Origin of the sequence: Haemophilus influenzae (genome assembly GCF_003494325.1) — a bacterium.
GTDB lineage: Bacteria > Pseudomonadota > Gammaproteobacteria > Enterobacterales > Pasteurellaceae > Haemophilus > Haemophilus influenzae_I.
The window spans coordinates 228,741-249,922 of sequence record NZ_QQIK01000003.1; the positions used below are offsets into that span (position 1 = coordinate 228,741).

General features: G+C 38.2%; 22 protein-coding genes. 6 read left to right on the forward strand and 16 right to left on the reverse strand.

The window, feature by feature from the left end:
- Positions 1-48: 48 nt before the first annotated feature.
- The 11 genes from DV356_RS06775 to pyrR all read right to left on the reverse strand — a co-directional run bounded on the left by DV356_RS06775 (position 49) and on the right by pyrR (position 8,234).
- Entirely contained in the window at positions 49-579 is a 531-nt protein-coding gene (locus tag DV356_RS06775; RefSeq protein WP_192882168.1) for a hypothetical protein, read from the reverse strand.
- Between the two features lie 95 nt (positions 580-674).
- Entirely contained in the window at positions 675-953 is a 279-nt protein-coding gene (locus DV356_RS06780) for a virulence factor (RefSeq protein ID WP_118806717.1), read from the reverse strand.
- Between the two features lie 8 nt (positions 954-961).
- Positions 962-1,153, reverse strand: coding sequence for a DUF5397 family protein (locus tag DV356_RS06785; RefSeq protein ID WP_012055040.1), 192 nt, complete (start codon positions 1,151-1,153; stop codon positions 962-964).
- A 70-nt stretch (positions 1,154-1,223) separates the two neighbouring features.
- The gene (gene paeA / locus DV356_RS06790; protein WP_118806718.1) at positions 1,224-2,522 is read right to left on the reverse strand and encodes a polyamine export protein PaeA; all 1,299 of its coding nucleotides are present in this window, start codon (positions 2,520-2,522) and stop codon (positions 1,224-1,226) included.
- Positions 2,523-2,572: 50 nt separating this feature from the next.
- Entirely contained in the window at positions 2,573-3,097 is a 525-nt protein-coding gene (locus tag DV356_RS06795; RefSeq protein WP_005669286.1) for a DUF1523 family protein, read from the reverse strand.
- A 26-nt stretch (positions 3,098-3,123) separates the two neighbouring features.
- The gene (locus DV356_RS06800) at positions 3,124-3,906 is read right to left on the reverse strand and encodes a YchF/TatD family DNA exonuclease (protein ID WP_118793532.1); all 783 of its coding nucleotides are present in this window, start codon (positions 3,904-3,906) and stop codon (positions 3,124-3,126) included.
- Between the two features lie 38 nt (positions 3,907-3,944).
- Complete coding sequence (locus tag DV356_RS06805) at positions 3,945-4,925, reverse strand: DNA polymerase III subunit delta' (protein ID WP_118806719.1); 981 nt, start codon at positions 4,923-4,925, stop codon at positions 3,945-3,947.
- Positions 4,922-5,554 carry a dTMP kinase gene (gene tmk / locus DV356_RS06810; protein WP_005662579.1) on the reverse strand — a complete coding sequence of 211 codons (633 nt, stop codon included), beginning with the start codon at positions 5,552-5,554 and terminating at the stop codon, positions 4,922-4,924. Before tmk ends, DV356_RS06805 begins: the two co-directional genes overlap by 4 nt.
- A gap of 16 nt (positions 5,555-5,570) precedes the next feature.
- Entirely contained in the window at positions 5,571-6,614 is a 1,044-nt protein-coding gene (mltG, locus tag DV356_RS06815; RefSeq protein ID WP_005662578.1) for an endolytic transglycosylase MltG, read from the reverse strand.
- A gap of 69 nt (positions 6,615-6,683) precedes the next feature.
- Positions 6,684-7,619 carry a peptidylprolyl isomerase gene (locus DV356_RS06820; protein WP_181152621.1) on the reverse strand — a complete coding sequence of 312 codons (936 nt, stop codon included), beginning with the start codon at positions 7,617-7,619 and terminating at the stop codon, positions 6,684-6,686.
- Between the two features lie 75 nt (positions 7,620-7,694).
- Positions 7,695-8,234: a bifunctional pyr operon transcriptional regulator/uracil phosphoribosyltransferase PyrR gene (gene pyrR / locus DV356_RS06825; protein ID WP_005656508.1), complete on the reverse strand. Its 540-nt coding sequence runs from the start codon at positions 8,232-8,234 to the stop codon at positions 7,695-7,697.
- Positions 8,235-8,365: 131 nt separating this feature from the next.
- On the opposite strand from pyrR, the gene mazG reads away from it, so the two are divergent.
- Complete coding sequence (gene mazG, locus DV356_RS06830; RefSeq protein WP_118806720.1) at positions 8,366-9,157, forward strand: nucleoside triphosphate pyrophosphohydrolase; 792 nt, start codon at positions 8,366-8,368, stop codon at positions 9,155-9,157.
- A gap of 49 nt (positions 9,158-9,206) precedes the next feature.
- Here mazG and DV356_RS06835 read toward each other — a convergent pair whose 3' ends face one another.
- A complete protein-coding gene (locus tag DV356_RS06835; protein WP_118806721.1) occupies positions 9,207-10,082 on the reverse strand; it encodes a VirK/YbjX family protein in 876 nt (291 codons plus the stop codon).
- Positions 10,083-10,274: 192 nt separating this feature from the next.
- Here DV356_RS06835 and lon point away from each other — a divergent pair, with 192 nt between their 5' ends.
- From lon to serA, 4 genes are all read left to right on the forward strand, one after another.
- Positions 10,275-12,686 (forward strand): endopeptidase La, encoded by a 2,412-nt coding sequence (lon, locus tag DV356_RS06840; RefSeq protein ID WP_118806722.1) that lies wholly within the window; start codon positions 10,275-10,277, stop codon positions 12,684-12,686.
- Positions 12,687-12,802: 116 nt separating this feature from the next.
- A complete protein-coding gene (gene hemW / locus DV356_RS06845; RefSeq protein WP_118806723.1) occupies positions 12,803-13,954 on the forward strand; it encodes a radical SAM family heme chaperone HemW in 1,152 nt (383 codons plus the stop codon).
- A 133-nt stretch (positions 13,955-14,087) separates the two neighbouring features.
- The gene (gene rpiA / locus DV356_RS06850; protein WP_112119330.1) at positions 14,088-14,747 is read left to right on the forward strand and encodes a ribose-5-phosphate isomerase RpiA; all 660 of its coding nucleotides are present in this window, start codon (positions 14,088-14,090) and stop codon (positions 14,745-14,747) included.
- Between the two features lie 29 nt (positions 14,748-14,776).
- On the forward strand, positions 14,777-16,009 hold the full coding sequence (gene serA, locus DV356_RS06855) for a phosphoglycerate dehydrogenase (protein WP_118806724.1): 1,233 nt from the start codon (positions 14,777-14,779) through the stop codon (positions 16,007-16,009).
- Positions 16,010-16,052: 43 nt separating this feature from the next.
- Here the strand turns inward: serA and ygfZ are convergent, their stop codons facing one another.
- Positions 16,053-16,895: a CAF17-like 4Fe-4S cluster assembly/insertion protein YgfZ gene (ygfZ, locus tag DV356_RS06860; protein ID WP_118806725.1), complete on the reverse strand. Its 843-nt coding sequence runs from the start codon at positions 16,893-16,895 to the stop codon at positions 16,053-16,055.
- A 9-nt stretch (positions 16,896-16,904) separates the two neighbouring features.
- The gene (locus DV356_RS06865; RefSeq protein WP_011272075.1) at positions 16,905-17,768 is read right to left on the reverse strand and encodes a YicC/YloC family endoribonuclease; all 864 of its coding nucleotides are present in this window, start codon (positions 17,766-17,768) and stop codon (positions 16,905-16,907) included.
- 185 nt (positions 17,769-17,953) lie between these two features.
- Between DV356_RS06865 and DV356_RS06870 the strand changes: the two genes are divergently transcribed.
- Entirely contained in the window at positions 17,954-19,156 is a 1,203-nt protein-coding gene (locus DV356_RS06870) for an aromatic amino acid transporter (RefSeq protein WP_005649395.1), read from the forward strand.
- A 185-nt stretch (positions 19,157-19,341) separates the two neighbouring features.
- On the opposite strand, the gene DV356_RS06875 is transcribed toward DV356_RS06870, so the two are convergent.
- Together DV356_RS06875 and atpD are read right to left on the reverse strand one after the other, a co-directional pair.
- Positions 19,342-19,770 (reverse strand): F0F1 ATP synthase subunit epsilon, encoded by a 429-nt coding sequence (locus tag DV356_RS06875; protein WP_015701694.1) that lies wholly within the window; start codon positions 19,768-19,770, stop codon positions 19,342-19,344.
- A 29-nt stretch (positions 19,771-19,799) separates the two neighbouring features.
- Positions 19,800-21,173, reverse strand: a complete 1,374-nt coding sequence (gene atpD, locus DV356_RS06880) for a F0F1 ATP synthase subunit beta (RefSeq protein WP_005652049.1) — start codon at positions 21,171-21,173, stop codon at positions 19,800-19,802.
- Positions 21,174-21,182 lie beyond the last annotated feature (9 nt).

Consider the following 21,182-nt stretch of genomic DNA (forward strand, 5'->3'; position numbering starts at 1 on the left):
AAAGAAAGCTGCTGGTAAAATAAATCGACCAGCAGCTTAGAAAAACAATTATTTAGATATACAGGCTTTCAGCAGTGCTTCACTACCTTGCACAATATATTCATCATTTTCGCCTCGCGCTTTGCCTTTTTGTAAATCACGCATCGCATCATAAATACCTTGAGCCATACTTTGCGAATCCACTTTTTCCCAACAATTTGCACTCAAACGTTTAAGGTTAGCTTGCAATGCTTCCGCATGTAACACACCGCTATAATAAGCATATACATCAGAATCATGGCCGCCTGTATAAAGTTTATCCTGAATTTGTTTCACAGGAACTAAAATACGACCTAAATACCAGTCATTCGCACCACTTGCAAAATTATCTACAAAGAAATTTTCATTCACACGACCTTTATATGTCGCCACAGTCGCTTCATAAGCTGCTGCATAGGATTTCTGATCGATTTTATCTTTATCTAAATCAATCACTTTTTTATCGTTCCCCATAAATGGAACATAATTAGTAATAGACGACCAAGAAGAACAACCTGCCAACATTAACACAAAAAATAAAACAGAGATTTTTTTAAACATAGTCATACCTAATTGAGAATCAACAAAAACGCAGCCATTATACTGGCTGCGTGGGATTAAGCAAGGAAGCCTATAAGCCCCATTTAAACAAATGCTTAACTTCGTATAAAGTCAGTGAAGTCAGACCATTGCTCAATACGAAAAGCACGAATATCTCGTACCGACTGAGAAATCCACGCCAACTGTTTTAGCGAATTCATTGCCTGAAAAAGGTTTGCCATATCTTCATTTGTATTGGTATATAAACTTCCTTGTGTTCTAACAAAACCAAATTTTGCTAAAACCGCACCAATGTCTGTATAAGCCTGCTGAACACCTTTTGGATGATGATCTTGAGTATCTTTTACAACTAAATCAAAAGCAATTGCGTACATAGTTTTCCTTATTCAGCTTCGGGATCTTCAAGTAAGTGAGATAAGCGATAAATATCTTTTTCTCCAGATTGTAACAATGTGATATTTACCAACGCATCTCCATCTGGCAAAAATTCCGCAACCTCGCCAACCACATAAGGCACGCCAAATTGCCCAAATTGTTTAATACAGCCTGTTGGAATTTGTTGTCTTAGTTCCATATTTAACCTCATATTTTTATGGTTTTATAACATAATTTTGTAGAGAAATGGATAAAAATTTACCGCACTTCTACTCCTGCTCTTTTACTAAAGACACCAAAATCTGATCGATTTTAAAGTTTTCTGTATCAATCACTTCAAACTTGTATTTTCCGTAAACCACAGAATCGGTTTTTTTCGGGATTTTACGTAACATATACATCATAAAACCACTGATGGTTTCGTAGTTTTCTTCATCGGGAAAATAAGCAATATCTAATACTCGAGTAACTTCTTCTAATGGCGTTGCACCATCAATCAGCCACGAGTTTTCATCACGGCTCACAATATATTCTTCTTCGTTAGAAACCAATTCCCCCATAACAATGCTCATCACATCATTTAGTGTAACAATACCCACCACAAGAGCATATTCATTCACAATAATGGCAAAATCTTCGCCAGTAGATTTAAACAATTCCAACACTTCGTAAAGAGAAAGCGTATCAGGCACAAATAATGCTTTACGGAGTAGTTTAGGATCTGTGAGCACCACATTTTCATTTTGCAAATACATTGTGAGCAAGGTATGGGATTCGATATAACCTAAGATTTTATCAAGGCCATTGTCACAAATCACAATTTTAGAATGAGAATTACGAGAAAGCGTATCCATGACTTCTTGGCGAGAAAAAGTGCGGTCTAAATATACGATGTTTTCACGGGTTGTCATGGTGGAAGTTACTGTACGGGCTTGCATATCGAAAATGTTTTCGATCAAATAATGCTCTTGAGTTTTCAACACACCAGCTTCCGCGCCTGCTTCAACTACGGCGAAAATATCTTCAGAGGTCATGCCATCTTCACGCACAGTAGAAATGTGAAATAGACGGAAAAAGACATTAGCAAGCGTATCAAATAACCACACAAGCGGTTTAAACAGATACATACTAAAATTCATAATACCCACAACGCGCAAAGCCACCATTTCAGGATAAGTAATGGCAATACGTTTTGGAATAAGATCAGCAAATAAAATAAACAAACAAGTCACTAATATAAAAGCGATTGTAGAGGCGGTTGGCTCAATCCAACTTCCTTCAAAAGAACGATTTAAAATATCTGCAATGTAAGGACTTAGTGCACTTTCGCCAATTCCCCCACCCAAAATCGCCACCATATTCAACAAAATTTGAACCACCGTAATAAAACGACCAGGATGCTCTTGTAATTTAAGCACTTGAAGCGCACGCACGTCGCCTTCGTTCGCAAGAGATTGCAATTTTAATTTGCGAGAACTCGCTAGAGAAATTTCAGCAGAAGAAACAACTGCGCTACTTAAAATTAAAGCCACAATTGCCAAAATAGTATGAAATAATTCCATAATCATTACTCAAAAATATAAAAGAAAACGACCGCACTTTGCGGCCGTTTGGGAGATTACTTGTCGCTGTCAAACCAGCCGCGAATAAATTGGATAGACAAAAATAATGTCGCCAGCAAGAATACATATAAAATCCACGAAACAATCGGATTGCTTGGTGTATCATCAGCAGTAATTTCTTTAATTGAGGTTGCATTACGATATTCATCTATCATCGTAATACGCCAACCATAGTATTTAATTTGCACAAGTTTGTTGTCATTGCCTAAAGCCTGCGCTTCAGCTTGTAAATTGGCTGAACCAAATTTGAAGTAGAACGGGAAACCCCAACGCGTATCTTCATTGCGATACACCATAATTTTGCCATCGTCATTTTGCGTATTGATATAATACACATCACGTGTTGGGCTATCAGCTGGATTCGATTTGGTGATTGGCCCATCTTTATCAACACGTTTAACTTCTACGCCAGTAACACGCGTCACATCGTAATGAGGAAATACATAATTCACCACAGAAAACATAAAACCGTGGAATAAAAAAACAACAATAAATAAGAAATATTTAAAAAACTTTCGCATACTTTTCCCTTGTCAGAACTGTGCATTTATTCTACACGAATTTTAAATAAACGCTCGAAATTTTTTGTAGTGATTTGAGCAAACTCCTCTGCAGAAACGCCTTTTAGGGTTGCCACGTATTCACAGACTTCTCTCGTATAAGCTGGTTGATTTTCTTTTCCTCGATAAGGCACTGGCGCAAGATAAGGCGAATCCGTTTCCACCAATAAGCGATCCATTGGCACATAACGAATAACCTCACGAATCGCTTCGGCATTTTTAAAGGTCACAATGCCAGAACAAGAAATGTAAAAACCTAAATCTAACGCTTTTTTCGCAAATTCCATGGTTTCCGTAAAACAATGAATAACGCCACCGCACTTTTCAGCATGGTGTTGGCGTAACATTGCAATGGTGTCATCGCCTGCCGAACGTGTATGAATAATTACAGGCTTATCTAATTGGTTTGCAATATCGATTTGGCTACCAAACACCGCTTGTTGTGCCGCTTTATTATCTGAGCTGTAATAATAATCTAAGCCAATTTCGCCAATCGCAATCACTTTCGGATCTTGCGCCAAACGCAATAAGCGTTCTGCGTCATAAGGTTCTTCTTCAAAATCCAGTGGATGCACACCGCAAGCAAGCGAGACATTATTAAATTCCCGTAAAGAGTCATAAGCCTGCTCAAAACGGCTTAAAGTCACACCAATGGCAAGCAAATGTTTCACATCACGTGCGCACGCTTTTTCCACCACATCCGCGATATTTTTATGTAAATTTTCATAATCCAACGCATCTAAATGACAGTGAGAATCAACAATAAACATAATTATTTTCCTAATTTGTACCTTGGGTAAATTGATAATTAACCCTTAAACACTTCTGTAACTAATCTGGTCAAGCCATCTAATAGCATCAATTCAACATTCACGCCATTAATCGTCAGCAAATCTGACCGCACTTTTTGCATAATTTTAATGGCTTGTAATAAACCAAGAGCAGTTTGCTCGTCGCTGAATTGTTCGATACCACGCCCGAGATCAGCCACTTGTCGATAGCTATTAATTTCAAGTTTCTGTTTTAAACAATCGGAAAGAAAAGCCAAAATCCAATCCACTTGCTGAACATAGCGTTCTTTATCAAACAACGGAAGTAATTCCAATGGCGAACGTCGGCGATAGAACACCCAAAATTGACGTAAGAAGTTTTTACGCTGTTCAATCAACCCTTGTTGTAACGTTTCTAAGGCTAAAAGCGGTCGTCCAAGATTCATCGCAAGTGCGGTCAAAATTTCCTGATTTTCTGCCGCACTTTCTGATTTCAACCAATCAACAGCCATTTGTTCATTAGGCACGGACAGATTCCACACTTGGCATCGACTGTAAATGGTTGCTAATAAACTAGCTGAACTATCCGTTTGAAGCAAAAAATAAGTATTTGGACGAGGCTCTTCCAATGTTTTCAATAACGCATTGGCAGCTGCTTCCGTTAAACGTTCCGCCCCTTGCACATACACTACTTTATTGCCGTTTTGTTGTGCGTGTTGAGCAACAATTTCATTAATATTGCGTACTTGATCAACGCCAATATCCTTACCGTCAATGGGGCTTAACTCGTGATAATCTGGATGGCTATGAGCTTGCATTAAATGACAATAATGACATTGACCACAAGGTTTATAACCTTGAGCCACACACATTATTTTCTGTGTAAGTGCATCAAATAAACGTTCTACACCTAAACCAGCATCCGCTTTAATCAGCACAGCATGATGCCCCAAACCTTCGTCAAAGGTTTGAGCAATTTGATGATAAATTGGCATTAGCCAAGGGTAAAGTGCGGTCATTTTTCGTTTGATTTCCACCAATTTTTAACCGCACTTTCGATATCAGCTTGCACAAGTTCAATACTCTGCTCTGCATTAATCATGACTGCTTTTGGATTATCTTTTACTAACGCTAAATAGCGAGCTCGAGTGCGATGGAAAAAATCCAAATCCATTTGCTCAATACGATCTAACTCGCCACGTCCACGAGCTCGTGCTAAACCGATGCTCGGATCTATATCCAAATAAATGGTGAGATCTGGCTCAAAATCACCTAATACGGTTTCTTTCAAAGTAAGCATAAAATGCGGGTCTAATTGACGTCCGCCACCTTGATACGCCTGAGATGACATATCGTGACGATCGCCCACCACCCATTTCCCTTGCATTAAGGCAGGTTTAATCACATTTTCCACTAACTGAATACGAGCCGCATAAAGCATTAATAACTCTGCTTTATCTGTCACGGGTTCTTCGGTTTCATGTTTGATGAGATCGCGTAATTTCTCAGCCAGTGGCGTTCCACCAGGTTCGCGTGTAAACACGACATCTTGAATACCAAGTTCATGCAAAACTCGCACAACAGACTGATGAGCGGAACTTTTCCCCGCACCTTCCAAACCTTCAATGACAATAAATTTTCCTTTCATATTTTCTTCCGCACTTTTATTTGGCATTTTTTTGGTTGCGATACCAACGTAAATATTCTTGCACCGCTTTATTATGTTCATTCAAATTTCGGGTAAATTTATGCCCACCAGAACCATCTGCCACAAAATAATAAAAATCTGTTTTTTCAGGGTTCGAAACAGCCTGTAACGAACTTTCGCTTGGCATAGCAATAGGCGTTGGCGGCAATCCATCAATCACATACGTATTATAAGGCGTCTTGGTTTCTAAATCTTTTTTGCGAATATTCCCATTGTAATTTTCGCCCATACCATAAATTACCGTTGGATCCGTCTGTAATTTCATTTTTGCTTTTAAACGGTTGATAAATACAGAGGCCACTTTTGCTCTCTCATTAGCAATACCCGTTTCTTTTTCTACGATAGAAGCCAAAATCAACATTTCATAAGGATTCGCTAACGGTAAATCCTCATCGCGCTCGTTCCAAGCCTTATTTAACGCCTTTTTCATTCTCTCTGCTGAGCGTTTCAGTAGCTCCAAGTCTGTGGATTTAGGCGTATAATTATAAGTATCAGGATAAAGCCAACCTTCCACATTTTTTAGTTCAAGATTTTGACCGACATCTGGCAAGTCAAGTAATGTGAAAATTTCTTCGTTACTCTTATCTTTCAAGGTTTGCACCAAGTGCGGTGCATTTTCGAGATCTTTTCGCCAATCCTTGAAGGTCTTTCCTTCAATCCATTTTACATTGAACTGCACTTCCTTACCTGAATTAAGCAAATCCAGTAAATCTTGCACAGTTTTAACATTCTCAAGAGAATAAGTCCCTGCTTTTATTTTATTTAGCTCAGGTTTCAACTTCAGCAAATAAGGTAATAATTTCCCATCAGCAATTAACTTTTCTTGCTCAAAAAGTGCGGCTAATTTTGAACCTGTTGTGCCACGTTCAATAGTTAAAAGTTGATCTGCCTGCACATTTACTGGTGTTTTTACAAATTCAGTCATTTTGTAATAAGCAAAACTCGCCACGCCCGCTAAAATCAAAATTAAAAGTAAAATCGCAATTAAAAATTTCTTCATAAGCTATAAGAAAGAGAAAATAAAAAACAACAAAAGGGGCAATTAAGCCCCTTTATTTTTGATACTTTGTTATTTATGAAAATACTGAATATTCGCTCTTTTACGCAATGCTTTAACCCAATCGTTCGTCGCATCTTGTAATTGAGTATTTACTAAACGTTCATATGCTTTTTGTGTGTAGGCTTCTGCTGTAAGATCGCCATCACGTACGCCAGTTACTTCCAAAATATGCCAACCAAACTCAGTTTTAAATGGTGCAGAAACCACACCTTGTTTACTTTTCACGACGGTTTGCGCAAACTGTGGTGCATAAGTTTCTGGGAACGCATAACCTAAACTACCGCCATTCGCACCCGATAAATAATCTTTAGAATATTTTAATGCGGCATCAGCAAAAGTTGTTTTACCTGCAATAATATCAGAACGAATTTTAGCTAATTGTTTTTTTGCTTGAGCATCATTTAACAATGGATTAAGTTTTAACAAAATATGGCGAACTTCATACTCTTTCCCCATAACTTTCTGTGCCGTACCCTTTTCTTTCGCTTCTTCTAACATTTTTTGACCGAGTGCGACAACTTCTTCACGCGTTACATCAATACTTTCTTGAATAGCTTTGTTACGTACAGCCCCCATTACCATTTGATTGGCAATTTGCTGACGGAATGTATTTAATGAAATGCCTTGGTAATCCAGTGCATCTAAAAATTGACCATAAGTTAAGCCATTTCTAGCCGCGGTGTCTTCCACAATATGATCAATTTCACGCGGATCAATTTTGACTCCCGATTCTTGAACTGCTTTTTGCACCAAAATATCATCAATAATTTTATCAATCGCACTTTGGCGATCACCTTTTTTACCCATATTGGCACGCACTTGACTTTCTAAAACAGGAATACCATCCACTGTCGCTACGACACGTTCCTCCGCTTGTGCCATAGAAGCGAAAGCGACACATCCCAAAGTAGCCAATAAAAAAGATTTTAGAATAAATTTTTTCATTTTCATCTCATCAAAAAAGAGTCCATAACGTTGGTTAGAGTAACAATTCTATTGAAGGTTCACAATAGATAAGATTTATTTCCCTAAGATAGCAACTTCGTAACAGCCATCTTGTTTTTCAGTTCGAACTTGTACAAGTTCATCACGGCTTGTTGGCACATTTTTACCTACGTAATCAGCACGAATGGGTAATTCACGATGACCACGATCAACAAAAATCACTAATTCAATTTTTGCGGCACGACCAAAATCAGTAAGTGCATCCATTGCCGATCGAATGGTTCGACCAGTAAACAACACATCATCAACCAAAATGACGGTTTTATCTTGAATATTCAAATATTGTGATGAACCACTATAAACTGGCATTTTATCTTCCTGATCAACCAAGGTTAAATCATCGCGATAAAAGGTGATATCCAGTTCCATTGAAGGTAAATTTATACCACTTAACTCTTCAACTCGACGTTGTAATAATTCTGCAATTTCCGCGCCACGGCGTTTAATCCCAACAATAACAAGATCATCTAAGGTTTGATGTTTTTCAATAATTTCGTGAGAAATACGCGAAATCGTGCGAAGAAAACGATCGTGGTCGATAATAATTTTTTCCATTTTTCCCAGCTTTATCAATAGTATTTCAATGCGCAAAGTATAAAGAAAATACGCCTAAAAAGCGACGGCATTTGCACCATTTTTCTTGTTCGTTATACTATCCAAAACATTCCATCAAAGGAAACCAAATTATGCGCTACTCCATTCAAGATTTTATTCAACTCATCGCCCAACTTCGCAATCCAAATGGCGGATGCCCGTGGGATTTAAAACAAAATTATGAATCCATGATTCCTTGCTTAACGGAAGAAACTTACGAAGTAATTGAAGCGATTGAGAAAAAAGACATACCAAATTTACGCGAAGAATTAGGGGATTTATTGTTACAAGTCGTTTTCTTCAGTCAGCTTGCTAGGGAAGATAAATACTTTACTTTTGATGATGTATTGCAAGATGTCGCTGAAAAAATTGTGCGCCGTCATCCTCACGTGTTTGGTGATGCAAAAGCGGGGGACGAAACAGAAGCCCTTTCCCGTTGGAACGAAATGAAAGCCAAAGAAAAACAAGGTAAAAGTGAAGAAACCTCTATTTTAGATAATGTGCCTCGTGCTTTGCCTTCTCTTATGCAAGCGGCAAAATTACAAAAACGTTGTTCAAAAGTAGGGTTTGATTGGGAAGAAATTTCCCCCGTATTTGACAAAGTGCGGGAAGAATTACAAGAAGTTCAAGCTGAAATTAACCGCACTTCGATTGAACAAAATAAAGTAGAAGAGGAAATCGGCGATTTATTGTTCGCAACCGTCAATCTTGCTCGCCACTTAAAATGTGATCCTGAAGATGCATTACGAAAAGCGAATTTAAAATTTGAACGTCGTTTTCGAGCAGTAGAACAAGCGGTTCAACAACAAGGTAAGCAAGTGAATAATGTGCCACTTATTGAATTAGATTTGTTATGGGATGAAGTGAAAAAACAAGAAAACTAATTGAAAAGTGCGGTAAAAATTTCTCTCATTTTTTACCGCACTTTCTTCGTTAAAGTTGCTGAATATCCAGTGCCATTTGGTCTAGCATTTCATAACGTTTACGATACATAGAACGTTTTTTACTTGCGATATCTTCTAATTGTTTGCGTTCAATATGCAAAGGTAATTGCCAATAGTTATGGCGATATTCTCCTTGGTTTTCTTGCCAAAATTCATCGTAATTAAACAAAATCTTACTGCGAGCAGAAAGACGGTATTTTCCTTGTGCTTTGTGCGGAATGCCCACTAACTCACATTGCCATTTTTCAGCAAGCATTTTGAACGCATTAACCAACATAAACATTGGTCGCATACCGTGTAATGCTTTCGTAGCCTGTTTCACAAGTTCTTGTGCATTGTCGCTTGAGGGGCCTTGAATTGAGGCGATAAGCAATTTATTCGGGCTTAAAAAAGTGAAAGACGCATCATATACTCGTTCGTTATTTTGATTGCGAATATTAATAGAAAAATATCCCTCAAAGGGATCGATATGATTGATACTCAAAGATAAACGCAAATCCTCTGTTAATTGGGTTAGCACGATATGTTGTTGAGCCAATAATTGTTGGCAAAGCGAACGCCCCATTTTTTCTTCTGCCAAACGTAAATTCTCAGTAATCGCCGTTAAACGTTCCGAGGCAGAAAAGCGTTTATCGCAAAAAGTAGTCAGAATTGTATTGATACGATAATAATCTTGTGTAAATAAAGGCTGCCATTGCGTTTCTTTATTAAGAAAATCCACTAATTGGTTACATTGCTTTTGATACAACCATTTATAGCCATAATAGCGTAATTTTTCCCGCACTTGTTTGAGAAAAGGACGATCCTTAGAATAAGGATACATTTGAACATAGGTGGGGAAAATAAAATGATTTTTCGTGGACATAACTCAATATTTTGTGAAATTTAATAAAATTTTTCGTTATTTTAGCCATTATCACTTCATTTGCCAAAATTCTTTTTTGTTTAAAACCCACTTTATAACTCAGATTTTGTTATAATCTTTTCCTTGAATTCCTTTTTCCCTACCCCAATATTTACCCAAATTATCGGAACGAAATTATAAGAGAGACCAATTATGGCGAAGAATACCCAACGTACAATGCCCGTATTGCCATTACGCGATGTTGTCGTTTTTCCTTATATGGTGATGCCACTTTTTGTAGGGCGCGTAAAATCAATTAATGCCCTTGAAGAAGCGATGAACGATGACAAACAGATTCTTTTGGTATCCCAAAGAGAAGCAGATTTAGAAGAACCGACCCCTGAAGATTTATTTGATGTGGGTACTATTGCTAACATTATTCAGTTATTAAAATTACCTGATGGCACAGTAAAAGTGCTAGTTGAAGGTCAAAATCGCGCGAAAATTAACAACCTTGAAGACGGCGAAAAGTACTTTTCCGCAAAAATTACCCCTATTGAAACCACTTATGGCGATGAAAAAGAGTTAGTAGTGGCAAAAAGTGCGGTGCTTTCTGAGTTTGAAAATTATCTTACCCTCAACAAAAAAGTGCCTACAGATATTCTCAATGCCCTTCAACGTATTGATGATGTTGATCGCTTAGCTGACACAATGGCTGCCCATCTCCCTGTAAGCATTCGCCATAAACAAAATGCGTTAGAACTCGCTAATGTGCAAGAACGTTTAGAATATTTGCTTGGTATGATGGAATCAGAGGCTGATATTCTCCAAGTGGAAAAACGGATTCGCGGTCGTGTCAAAAAACAAATGGAGAAAAGCCAGCGTAACTATTATTTGAACGAGCAAATTAAAGCCATTCGTAAAGAAATGGATGGTGGCGAAAATGAAGATACCATTGATGAAGTTGAACAACTGCATCAAAAGGTGGAAGCGGCAGGCATGCCAGCTGATGTACGCGACAAAGTAGAAAATGAATTACAAAAACTTAAAATGATGTCAGCCATGTCTTCTGAAGCAACGGTAATACGCAGTTATATTGAATGGATGATCCAAGTGCCTTGGCATCAACGTTCTAAAGTGAAAAAAGACATTGTTAAAGCACAGCAAGTTTTAGATACCGATCACTATGGTTTAGATCGCGTAAAAGAACGCATTCTTGAATATTTAGCAGTACAAGCACGTTTAAACAAAGTGAAAGGCCCGATTCTTTGTTTAGTTGGTCCTCCAGGTGTAGGTAAAACTTCTCTTGGTCAGTCTATTGCCAATGCTACTGGTCGTAAATATGTACGTATGGCATTAGGCGGCGTGCGTGATGAAGCAGAAATCCGTGGTCACCGTAAAACCTATATTGGTGCATTGCCGGGTAAATTAATTCAAAAGATGGCAAAAGTGGGCGTAAAAAATCCATTATTCTTGCTTGATGAAATCGACAAAATGGCATCCGATATGCGAGGTGATCCTGCATCAGCATTGCTTGAAGTATTAGACCCTGAGCAAAACACCACCTTTAACGATCACTATTTAGAAGTGGATTATGATCTTTCTGATGTGATGTTTGTGGCAACATCAAACTCTATGAATATTCCAGGCCCATTATTGGATCGTATGGAAGTTATTCGTCTTTCTGGTTATACAGAAGATGAAAAACTTAATATCGCAATGCGCCATTTATTAGCAAAACAAATTGAACGTAATGGTTTAAAGAAAGGCGAACTTACCGTAGAAGAAAGTGCAATTTTAGATATTATTCGCTATTACACACGTGAAGCGGGCGTACGTGGATTAGAACGTGAAATTTCAAAGATCTGCCGTAAAGCAGTGAAAAATTTATTGGTAAATCCAAAACTTAAATCTATCACGGTAAATTCAGATAATCTGCACGATTATCTTGGCGTAAAACGTTTTGAATTTGGTAAAGCTGACACGCAAAACCGTATTGGCGAAGTAACTGGTTTAGCTTGGACAGAAGTGGGCGGCGATTTACTCACTATTGAAACTGCCTCTGTTGTGGGCAAAGGAAAACTTTCTTTCACTGGTTCATTAGGCGATGTGATGAAAGAATCCATTCAAGCGGCAATGACCGTTGTGCGTGCTCGTGCGGATAAACTGGGTATCAATGCTGAATTCCACGAAAAACGTGACATTCACATTCACGTGCCAGATGGTGCAACACCAAAAGATGGCCCAAGTGCAGGTATTGCAATGTGTACTGCATTAATTTCTTGTTTAACAGGTAATCCTGTGCGTGCTGATGTAGCAATGACGGGAGAAATCAGTTTACGTGGTAAAGTATTACCAATCGGTGGATTAAAAGAAAAACTTCTTGCGGCACATCGTGGCGGAATTAAAACCGTATTAATTCCAAAAGAGAACGTTAAAGATCTTGAAGAAATTCCAGAAAACGTAAAACAAAATCTTGCAATTCACGCAGTAGAAACCATTGATGAAGTGCTTGGTTTTGCATTGGAAAATCCACCAGAGGGCATTGAGTTTGTTAAAGTGGAGGCTAAACCTAAAGCACCACGCCGTAAAGTGACGAGTAAATCAGAAAGAGCGGTCAATTAATTGAATGTTTTAGGGCTTGTGAAAACAAGCCCTTTTATTGATTTTAGAGATGATAATTTCATCTTTACACAAGGTTAATTTATACTTTTCCAAATTGAAAACTTGTTAATAACACAATGCCAAAACTTCCTCCACTTTCCCTTTATATACACATTCCATGGTGCGTTCAAAAATGCCCTTATTGTGATTTTAATTCGCACACACAAAAAGGCGATATACCAGAACAAGACTATATTTATCATCTTCTGCAAGATTTGCAGGCTGATTTGCAACGCTTTAAAGATTCTATTCAACAACGAAAACTCCATTCAATTTTTATTGGTGGCGGTACACCAAGTTTGTTCTCGGCAGAAAGCATTGCGTATCTCTTAAAAGAAATAAAAAAACAGATTGATTTTGAAGATAATATTGAAATTACATTAGAAGCTAATCCTGGCACGGTAGAAGCTGAACGTTTTAAAGGTTATGTATCTGCAGGCATTACACGAATTTCTATGGGGATACAAAGCTTTAATGATGACAAATTACGGCGTCTTGGGCGAATTCATAATGCAACAGAGGCAAAAAGTGCGGTCAATTTAGCGAAAGTTTCTGGACTAAAAAGTTTCAATTTAGATTTAATGCACGGCTTACCGAACCAAACGTTGGAAGAAGCTTTAGATGATCTTCGTCAAGCGATTGAGCTATCCCCTCCCCATATTTCTTGGTATCAGCTCACTATTGAGCCAAATACGATGTTTGCTTACCGCCCACCTAAATTGCCAGATGATGATGCGCTTTGGGATATTTTTGAGCAAGGTCACCAACTTTTAACGGCGGCAGGCTACCAGCAATATGAAACCTCAGCTTACGCAAAAACAGGTTTTCAGTGTAAACATAATTTGAATTATTGGCGGTTTGGGGATTATTTAGCCATTGGCTGTGGCGCACACGGGAAATTGACGTTTCCGAATGGCGAGATTACTCGCTTTTCTAAAACCAAACACCCGAAAGGTTATTTGCGTGGCGAATATCTTTACGAAGAAAAAAACGTGCAAGAAATTGACCGCCCTTTTGAGTTTTTTATGAATCGCTTTCGTTTGTTAGAAGCGGTACCCAAACAAGAATTTGAAGATTACACAGGCTTGTCGCAAAGTGCGGTAAAAAATCAAATTGATTTTGCCATTCAACAAAACTATATTGTGGGAAACGCTGATTCTTGGCAAATCACTGAGCAAGGCAAATTATTTCTCAATGAACTATTGGAATTATTTTTAACGGAAGAATAGCCTAGTCCTGAAATAACTTAGTCGTGAAATAACATTGCTTGAGAAAAACGTCCACTAAAAAATTATACTTGTTTATTAGATAGGCTAGTAATAAAGTAACGCAATCGTTTACTTATTGAAATAAGGAAAAGAAATGAATCAATTAGAAATGAAAAAACTCGCCGCACAAGCTGCATTGGAATATGTAAAAGCAGATACAATTGTTGGCGTGGGCAGTGGCTCTACTGTGAACTGCTTTATTGAGGCTTTGGGTACAATCAAAAATAAAATTCAAGGCGCAGTTGTGGCTTCAAAAGCATCAGAAGAATTATTACGTAAACAAGGGATCGAAGTATTTAATGCAAATGATGTTTCTAGCTTAGATATTTATGTGGATGGCGCAGATGAAATCAATCCACAAAAAATGATGATTAAAGGCGGCGGTGCGGCACTTACTCGTGAAAAAATCGTTGCGGCATTAGCGAAAAAATTTATTTGTATTGTAGATTCTAGTAAACAAGTGGATGTGTTAGGTTCGACTTTCCCATTGCCAGTTGAAGTTATTCCAATGGCTCGTTCACAAGTGGGCAGAAAATTAGCCGCACTTGGTGGTGCACCTGAGTATCGTGAAGGCGTGGTTACAGATAATGGCAATGTGATTTTAGATGTACACAACTTCAGTATTTTAAATCCAGTTGAAATGGAAAAAGAATTAAACAATGTTGCAGGTGTCGTCACTAATGGGATATTCGCGTTACGTGGCGCAGATGTTGTAATCGTCGGCACGCCTGAAGGTGCCAAAATTATTGACTAATTCATAATAAAAATCATAAGGAAGCAAATATGACAAACAAAGTTTCACTCGACAAATCAAAAATTAAATTTGTATTGTTTGAAGGTGTGCATCAAAGCGCACTTGATACGCTCCACGCGGCAGGCTATAGCAATATTGATTACTATAAAAAAGCACTGGATGGTGATGAATTAAAAGAAGCCATTAAAGATGCACACTTTATTGGCTTGCGTTCTCGCACCCATTTAACCGCAGAAATGATTGAAGCTGCACCCAAATTAATCGCAGTTGGCTGTTTCTGCATTGGTACAAATCAAGTGGATTTAAATGCAGCAAAAGCACGTGGTATTCCTGTATTTAATGCGCCATTCTCAAACACTCGTTCCGTCGCAGAACTAGTATTAGGCGAGATTTTATTACTTATGCGCAATGTGCCACAGGCTAATGCCGAAGTACATCGTGGTGTTTGGAATAAATCCGCGACTGGCTCTCATGAAGTGCGGGGAAAAAAATTAGGCATTATTGGTTACGGCCACATTGGTTCACAATTAAGTATTATTGCTGAATCATTAGGCATGGATGTGTATTTCTACGATATTGAAAATAAACTTCCGCTTGGTAATGCAAAACAGGTTCGTAGTCTTGAAGAATTACTTAGTTCTTGCGATGTGATTTCACTACACGTGCCAGAACTGCCCTCCACCAAAAACTTAATGAACGCAGAGCGTATTGCACAATTAAAACAAGGGGCTATTTTGATCAATGCTGCGCGTGGCACAGTAGTAGATATTGATGCTCTTGCTCAAGCCTTAAAAGACGGTAAAATTCACGGTGCGGCAATTGATGTATTCCCCGTTGAACCCGCTTCAATTAATGAAGAATTTGTCTCGCCGTTACGTGAATTTGATAATGTGATTTTAACGCCACATATCGGTGGCTCAACAGCGGAAGCACAAGAAAATATCGGTTTTGAAGTGGCAGGCAAATTTGTCAAATATTCAGACAACGGATCAACCCTTTCTTCGGTAAACTTCCCAGAAGTCTCTTTACCAGAGCACGAGGGAACAAAACGCTTATTGCATATTCATGAAAATCGCCCTGGTATATTGAACAAACTGAACCAAATTTTCGTCGAAGCCAACCTCAATATTGCCGCGCAATATTTACAAACTGACCCAAAAATTGGTTATGTTGTCGTTGATGTAGAAACGAATGATGCATCACCATTACTGACAAAATTGAAGGAAATTGATGGCACAATTCGTGCGCGTGTACTTTACTAAATACAAAAAAAGATCAGGTTAATGCCTGATCTTTTTTGCTTTCTTATTCAGTAATCGAATAAGGTAACTGCACTCGCTCTAACAGTATTTCATTACTCGGCAATCTAAATTGTTGCTCTGAATCCATGTCATTATTCATCACAACTTGCAACCATAAAACACCGTCTAAATTGACCGCACTTGTAATCGTGCCAGTCTTACGCCAATTGGCTTCAAGCTGCATTTCGATTTCACTGCCAATTTCCACTTCCTGCTGAGTTTGCGCTTTAAAAATAAACATTGCACGTTTGTTTGCCCCACGATATTTCGCACGTGCCACGGTTTCTTGCCCAATATAACAGCCTTTGGTAAAAGAAATTGCTTGCTCAACGACCTGTAAATTTAGTGCTTGTGGGATAAATTCATTTTGCGTTTGCGGACTTAAATTTGGCAATCCTGCTTGAATATCGGCTACTTCCCAAATTTTTTCATCGCCATTAAAATTCACGGGTAATTCAGTTTCATTTAATAAAATTGAACGCTGTCCATCAATTTCCAATGAAAAGTGCGGTGTAATTTTTCCACATTTTTCACCTATTACGCCGATGATTTGCCAATCACGTAAATCAAAACTCACTTTGGAAAATACCGCATATTTTTTCAAAGCATCCAGAGCACTTGGCAAAATATCTTTCTTAACGAGCAAAAAGAATTGTTCACTACTTACTTTAAACAAACGGTAAATTGCATTCATTTTACCTTTTGGGTCACAGTGAGCCGTAAGCGTCGTTGCGCCACTCGCTAATCGCACAACATCAGAAGTTAATTGCCCTTGCAAATATTTTTCTACATCCGCACCCTGTACTTCAATCAGTTGATATTGAGTAAGAGAAATAAATTGAGACATTCTGCTTTCCTATTCTAAATTCTGAATTTGCTCACGCATTTGTTCGATAAGCACTTTTAGCTCCACCGCAGAAGCCGTAATATCCGCATTAATGGATTTAGACGCAAGGGTATTCGATTCACGATTCAATTCTTGCATCATAAAATCTAATTTACGCCCAACTGCACCGCCTTTTTTCAAAATATTCGTGGTTTCTTTCACGTGCATTTGTAAACGATCGAGTTCTTCCGCCACATCAACACGTTGAGCGAGTAAAATCATTTCTTGTTCCACACGCTGTGGATCAAGATTAAGTTGAGCATCTTCAAAACGTTGCAATAACCGTTCACGCTGCCATTGTAAAACTGCTGGCATTTGTGACCGCACTTTATCCGCTTCCACTGCAATGGCATCTAAGCGTTGTTGAATAATATCGTTCAGTTTTTCCCCTTCACGACCACGCATTGCAATAAAATCGGTCAGTAAATCATCAAAGGCTGTCAATAAATCTTGACTAATCGCATCTAAATCTTGCTCTTGCGCTTCCACCACACCAGGATAACGCAACACATCTGTCAAATTAATTTCACCTTCTCCAGCTTGAGTTTTAATCCATTGCAAAGATTGAATCACTTGATTCGCAAGTTCTTTATTTAAATTCAATTCAGCATTTGTTTGTTTTTTTGTTTCAATACGCAAAGAACATTCAATTTTCCCGCGAGTAAGACTTTGACGAAGTTTCTCACGCAACGTGTTTTCTAATCCGCGAAATTGCTCGGGTAAACGGAAAAAGTTTTCTAAATAACGTTGATTGACGGAACGAATTTCCCATACCGCATCGCCCCAATCTTTTTTCACTTCAAGGCGTGCAAAGGCGGTCATACTGTAAATCATAAGCTCTCCTATTTTGTCTTAGCTTTGTCTTAGTTGATTCGCTAAGTATTTTAACGAGATGAACACAGAAAGGGAAAAGAAAAGTGCGGTAAATAATAAAGATATTTTGTATTCTGTTGTTTACACGCTGTAAATTATACAATACAATCATCGTAAATTTTACATTACACTATAAGGAAAAAAAAATGAACAAAACTGTTGGCAGCACACTTCTTGTTGCTGGTACGATGATTGGCGCGGGAATGTTGGCTATGCCACTCACTTCCGCTGGCATTGGCTTCGGCTTTACTTTAGTCTTGTTATTGGGGCTTTGGGCATTATTAACTTTTAGCGCACTTTTATTCGTTGAACTCTATCAAACTGCGGAAAGTGATGCAGGTATCGGCACACTTGCAGAACAATATTTTGGTAAAACAGGACGCATTATTGCCACAGCCGTGCTAATTATTTTCTTATACGCATTAATTGCCGCTTATATCAGCGGTGGCGGTTCACTACTAAAAGATTTATTACCAGAAAGTTTTGGCGATAAAGTTAGCGTCTTATTATTTACCGTGATTTTCGGTTCATTTATTGTCATCGGCACACATAGCGTAGATAAAATTAATCGCGTGTTATTTTTCGTTATGCTTGCTGCCTTTGCCGTGGTGTTAAGCTTAATGTTGCCAGAAATCAAATTTGATAACTTAATGGCGACGCCAATTGATAAGGCTTTAATTATCTCTGCAAGCCCTGTATTTTTCACGGCATTTGGTTTCCACGGTTCCATTCCAAGTTTAAATAAATACTTAGATGGCAATGTAAAAGCATTACGCTTCTCTATTTTGGTCGGCTCTGCCATAACACTTTGTGCTTATATTCTATGGCAACTATCCACGCACGGCTTGCTTACACAAAATGAATTTTTACAAATCTTAAAAGAAGATGCGACTTTAAATGGCTTAGTAAAAGCAACCTTCGCCATCACTGGAAGCAATGTGATCGCAAGTGCGGTAAAATTATTTTCTACATTAGCACTTATCACTTCTTTCTTAGGTGTGGGATTAGGATTGTTAGAATGTATTGAAGATTTACTAAAACGTTCATTTAACGTTACAGCAGGCAGAATTTCACTTGGTTTACTGACTTTTATTCCACCACTTGTTTTTGCATTATTTTACCCAGAAGGTTTTATTTTAGCACTAGGCTACGCAGGTCAAATGTTTGCATTCTACGCCGTAGTATTGCCAGTTAGCCTTGTTTGGAAAGCTCGTCGTGTTCACCGCAATTTGCCATATAAAGTGTGGGGAGGAAATCTGACTTTAATTATCGTATTGGTATTAGGCGTGATCATTACATCCATTCCATTTGCGATTCGTGCGGGTTATTTACCCTTTGTTGTAGGTTAAAAACAAACTAAAAATTTACCGCACTTTTTATCTAAAAAAGAGTAAATATTGTCCTAATTAATTTAGATAAAAATTTCAGACAAAACTTATCATTCATCTTATACAACAAAAAGGCTAAGTTCTAAAATTATAGAACTTAGCCCTTAAACTAAATGAAGTTCACTTCATCTATATTATACTTTCAATTATCGTCTTGTTTTCAATAGTTTTTCAGTGAGTTCATAAGCTCGAAGTTTTGCTAACTCTTTAGAAAGTTTTGCAACAAGTAAGTCGTGATCTACATCAGATCCGTGAGATACTATATTTTCTTCTGCTTTACGTTTTGCTTCGTGAATACGATCTGCATCTAATTCACTACCTCGAATAGCAATATCTGCTAATACTGTCACAATATTTGGTTGAACTTCTAAAAAACCACCAGAAACATAGATAACTTCTTCATTCCCATCTTTAAGAGTAAATTTAACAATCCCAGGCTTAATTGCTGTTAGCAATGGCGTATGTCCGGGCAAAATACCAAGCTCCCCTTCCACACCAGTTACCTGAATTTGTTTTACTTCACCTTCAAAGATTTTCTGCTCTGCGCTTACTATTGTTAAATTAAATGTCGCCATTTTGTTCTCCTTCAAATGACTTGAAGTGATTACATATTTTTGGCTTTTTCTAACACTTCATCGATTGAACCAACCATATAGAACGCTTGTTCAGGAATATGGTCATATTCGCCCTCTAAGATACCTTTGAAGCCACGGATGGTGTCTTTTAATGTCACGTATTTACCTGGTGAACCTGTGAAGACTTCTGCAACAAAGAATGGTTGTGATAAGAAACGTTCAATTTTACGTGCACGTGCTACCACTAGTTTATCTTCTTCAGATAATTCATCCATACCAAGAATTGCAATAATATCCTTCAATTCTTTATAACGTTGTAAAATACCTTGTACACCACGAGCAACATCATAATGCTCTTGACCAACAACAAGCGGGTCTAACTGACGTGAAGTTGAATCTAATGGATCAACCGCAGGGTAAATACCTAAAGATGCGATTTGACGACTTAATACAACTGTTGAGTCTAAGTGTGCGAAAGTTGTTGCTGGAGATGGGTCAGTTAAGTCATCCGCTGGTACGTACACCGCTTGCACAGAAGTGATAGAACCTGTTTTGGTTGAAGTGATACGTTCTTGTAACACACCCATTTCTTCTGCCAATGTCGGTTGGTAACCTACCGCAGATGGCATACGACCTAATAACGCAGATACTTCCGTACCAGCAAGGGTATAACGATAGATATTATCCACAAAGAATAATACATCTCGACCTTCATCACGGAATTTTTCAGCCATAGTTAAACCAGTCAATGCAACACGTAAACGGTTACCTGGTGGCTCGTTCATTTGACCATAAACCAAAGATACTTTATCTAATACGTTAGAATCTTTCATTTCATGATAGAAGTCATTACCTTCACGAGTACGTTCGCCTACACCCGCAAATACAGAGTAACCTGAATGCTCAATCGCAATATTACGAATCAATTCCATCATATTTACGGTTTTACCTACACCTGCACCGCCGAATAAACCAACTTTACCACCTTTTGCGAATGGACAAATTAAGTCGATCACTTTGATACCAGTTTCTAATAATTCCGTACTGTTTGATTGTTCTTCATAGCTCGGTGCCGAACGGTGGATAGCCCAACGCTCTTCTTCACCAATTGCTCCTTGTTCGTCAATTGGTTCGCCCAACACATTCATAATACGACCAAGTGTTTTTGTGCCTACTGGTACTTGAATTGGGTTATTTGTGTTTTCTACTTTTAAGCCACGTTTTAAACCATCAGATGTACCCAATGCAATACAACGAACTACTCCACCACCTAATTGTTGTTGCACCTCAAGTGTTAAACCTGATTCAACTTTTAATGCATCGTAAACTTTTGGCACTGCATCTTGTGGAAATTCAACGTCAATCACCGCACCGATGATTTGTACAATTTTTCCTGCTGACATTACCGTTCC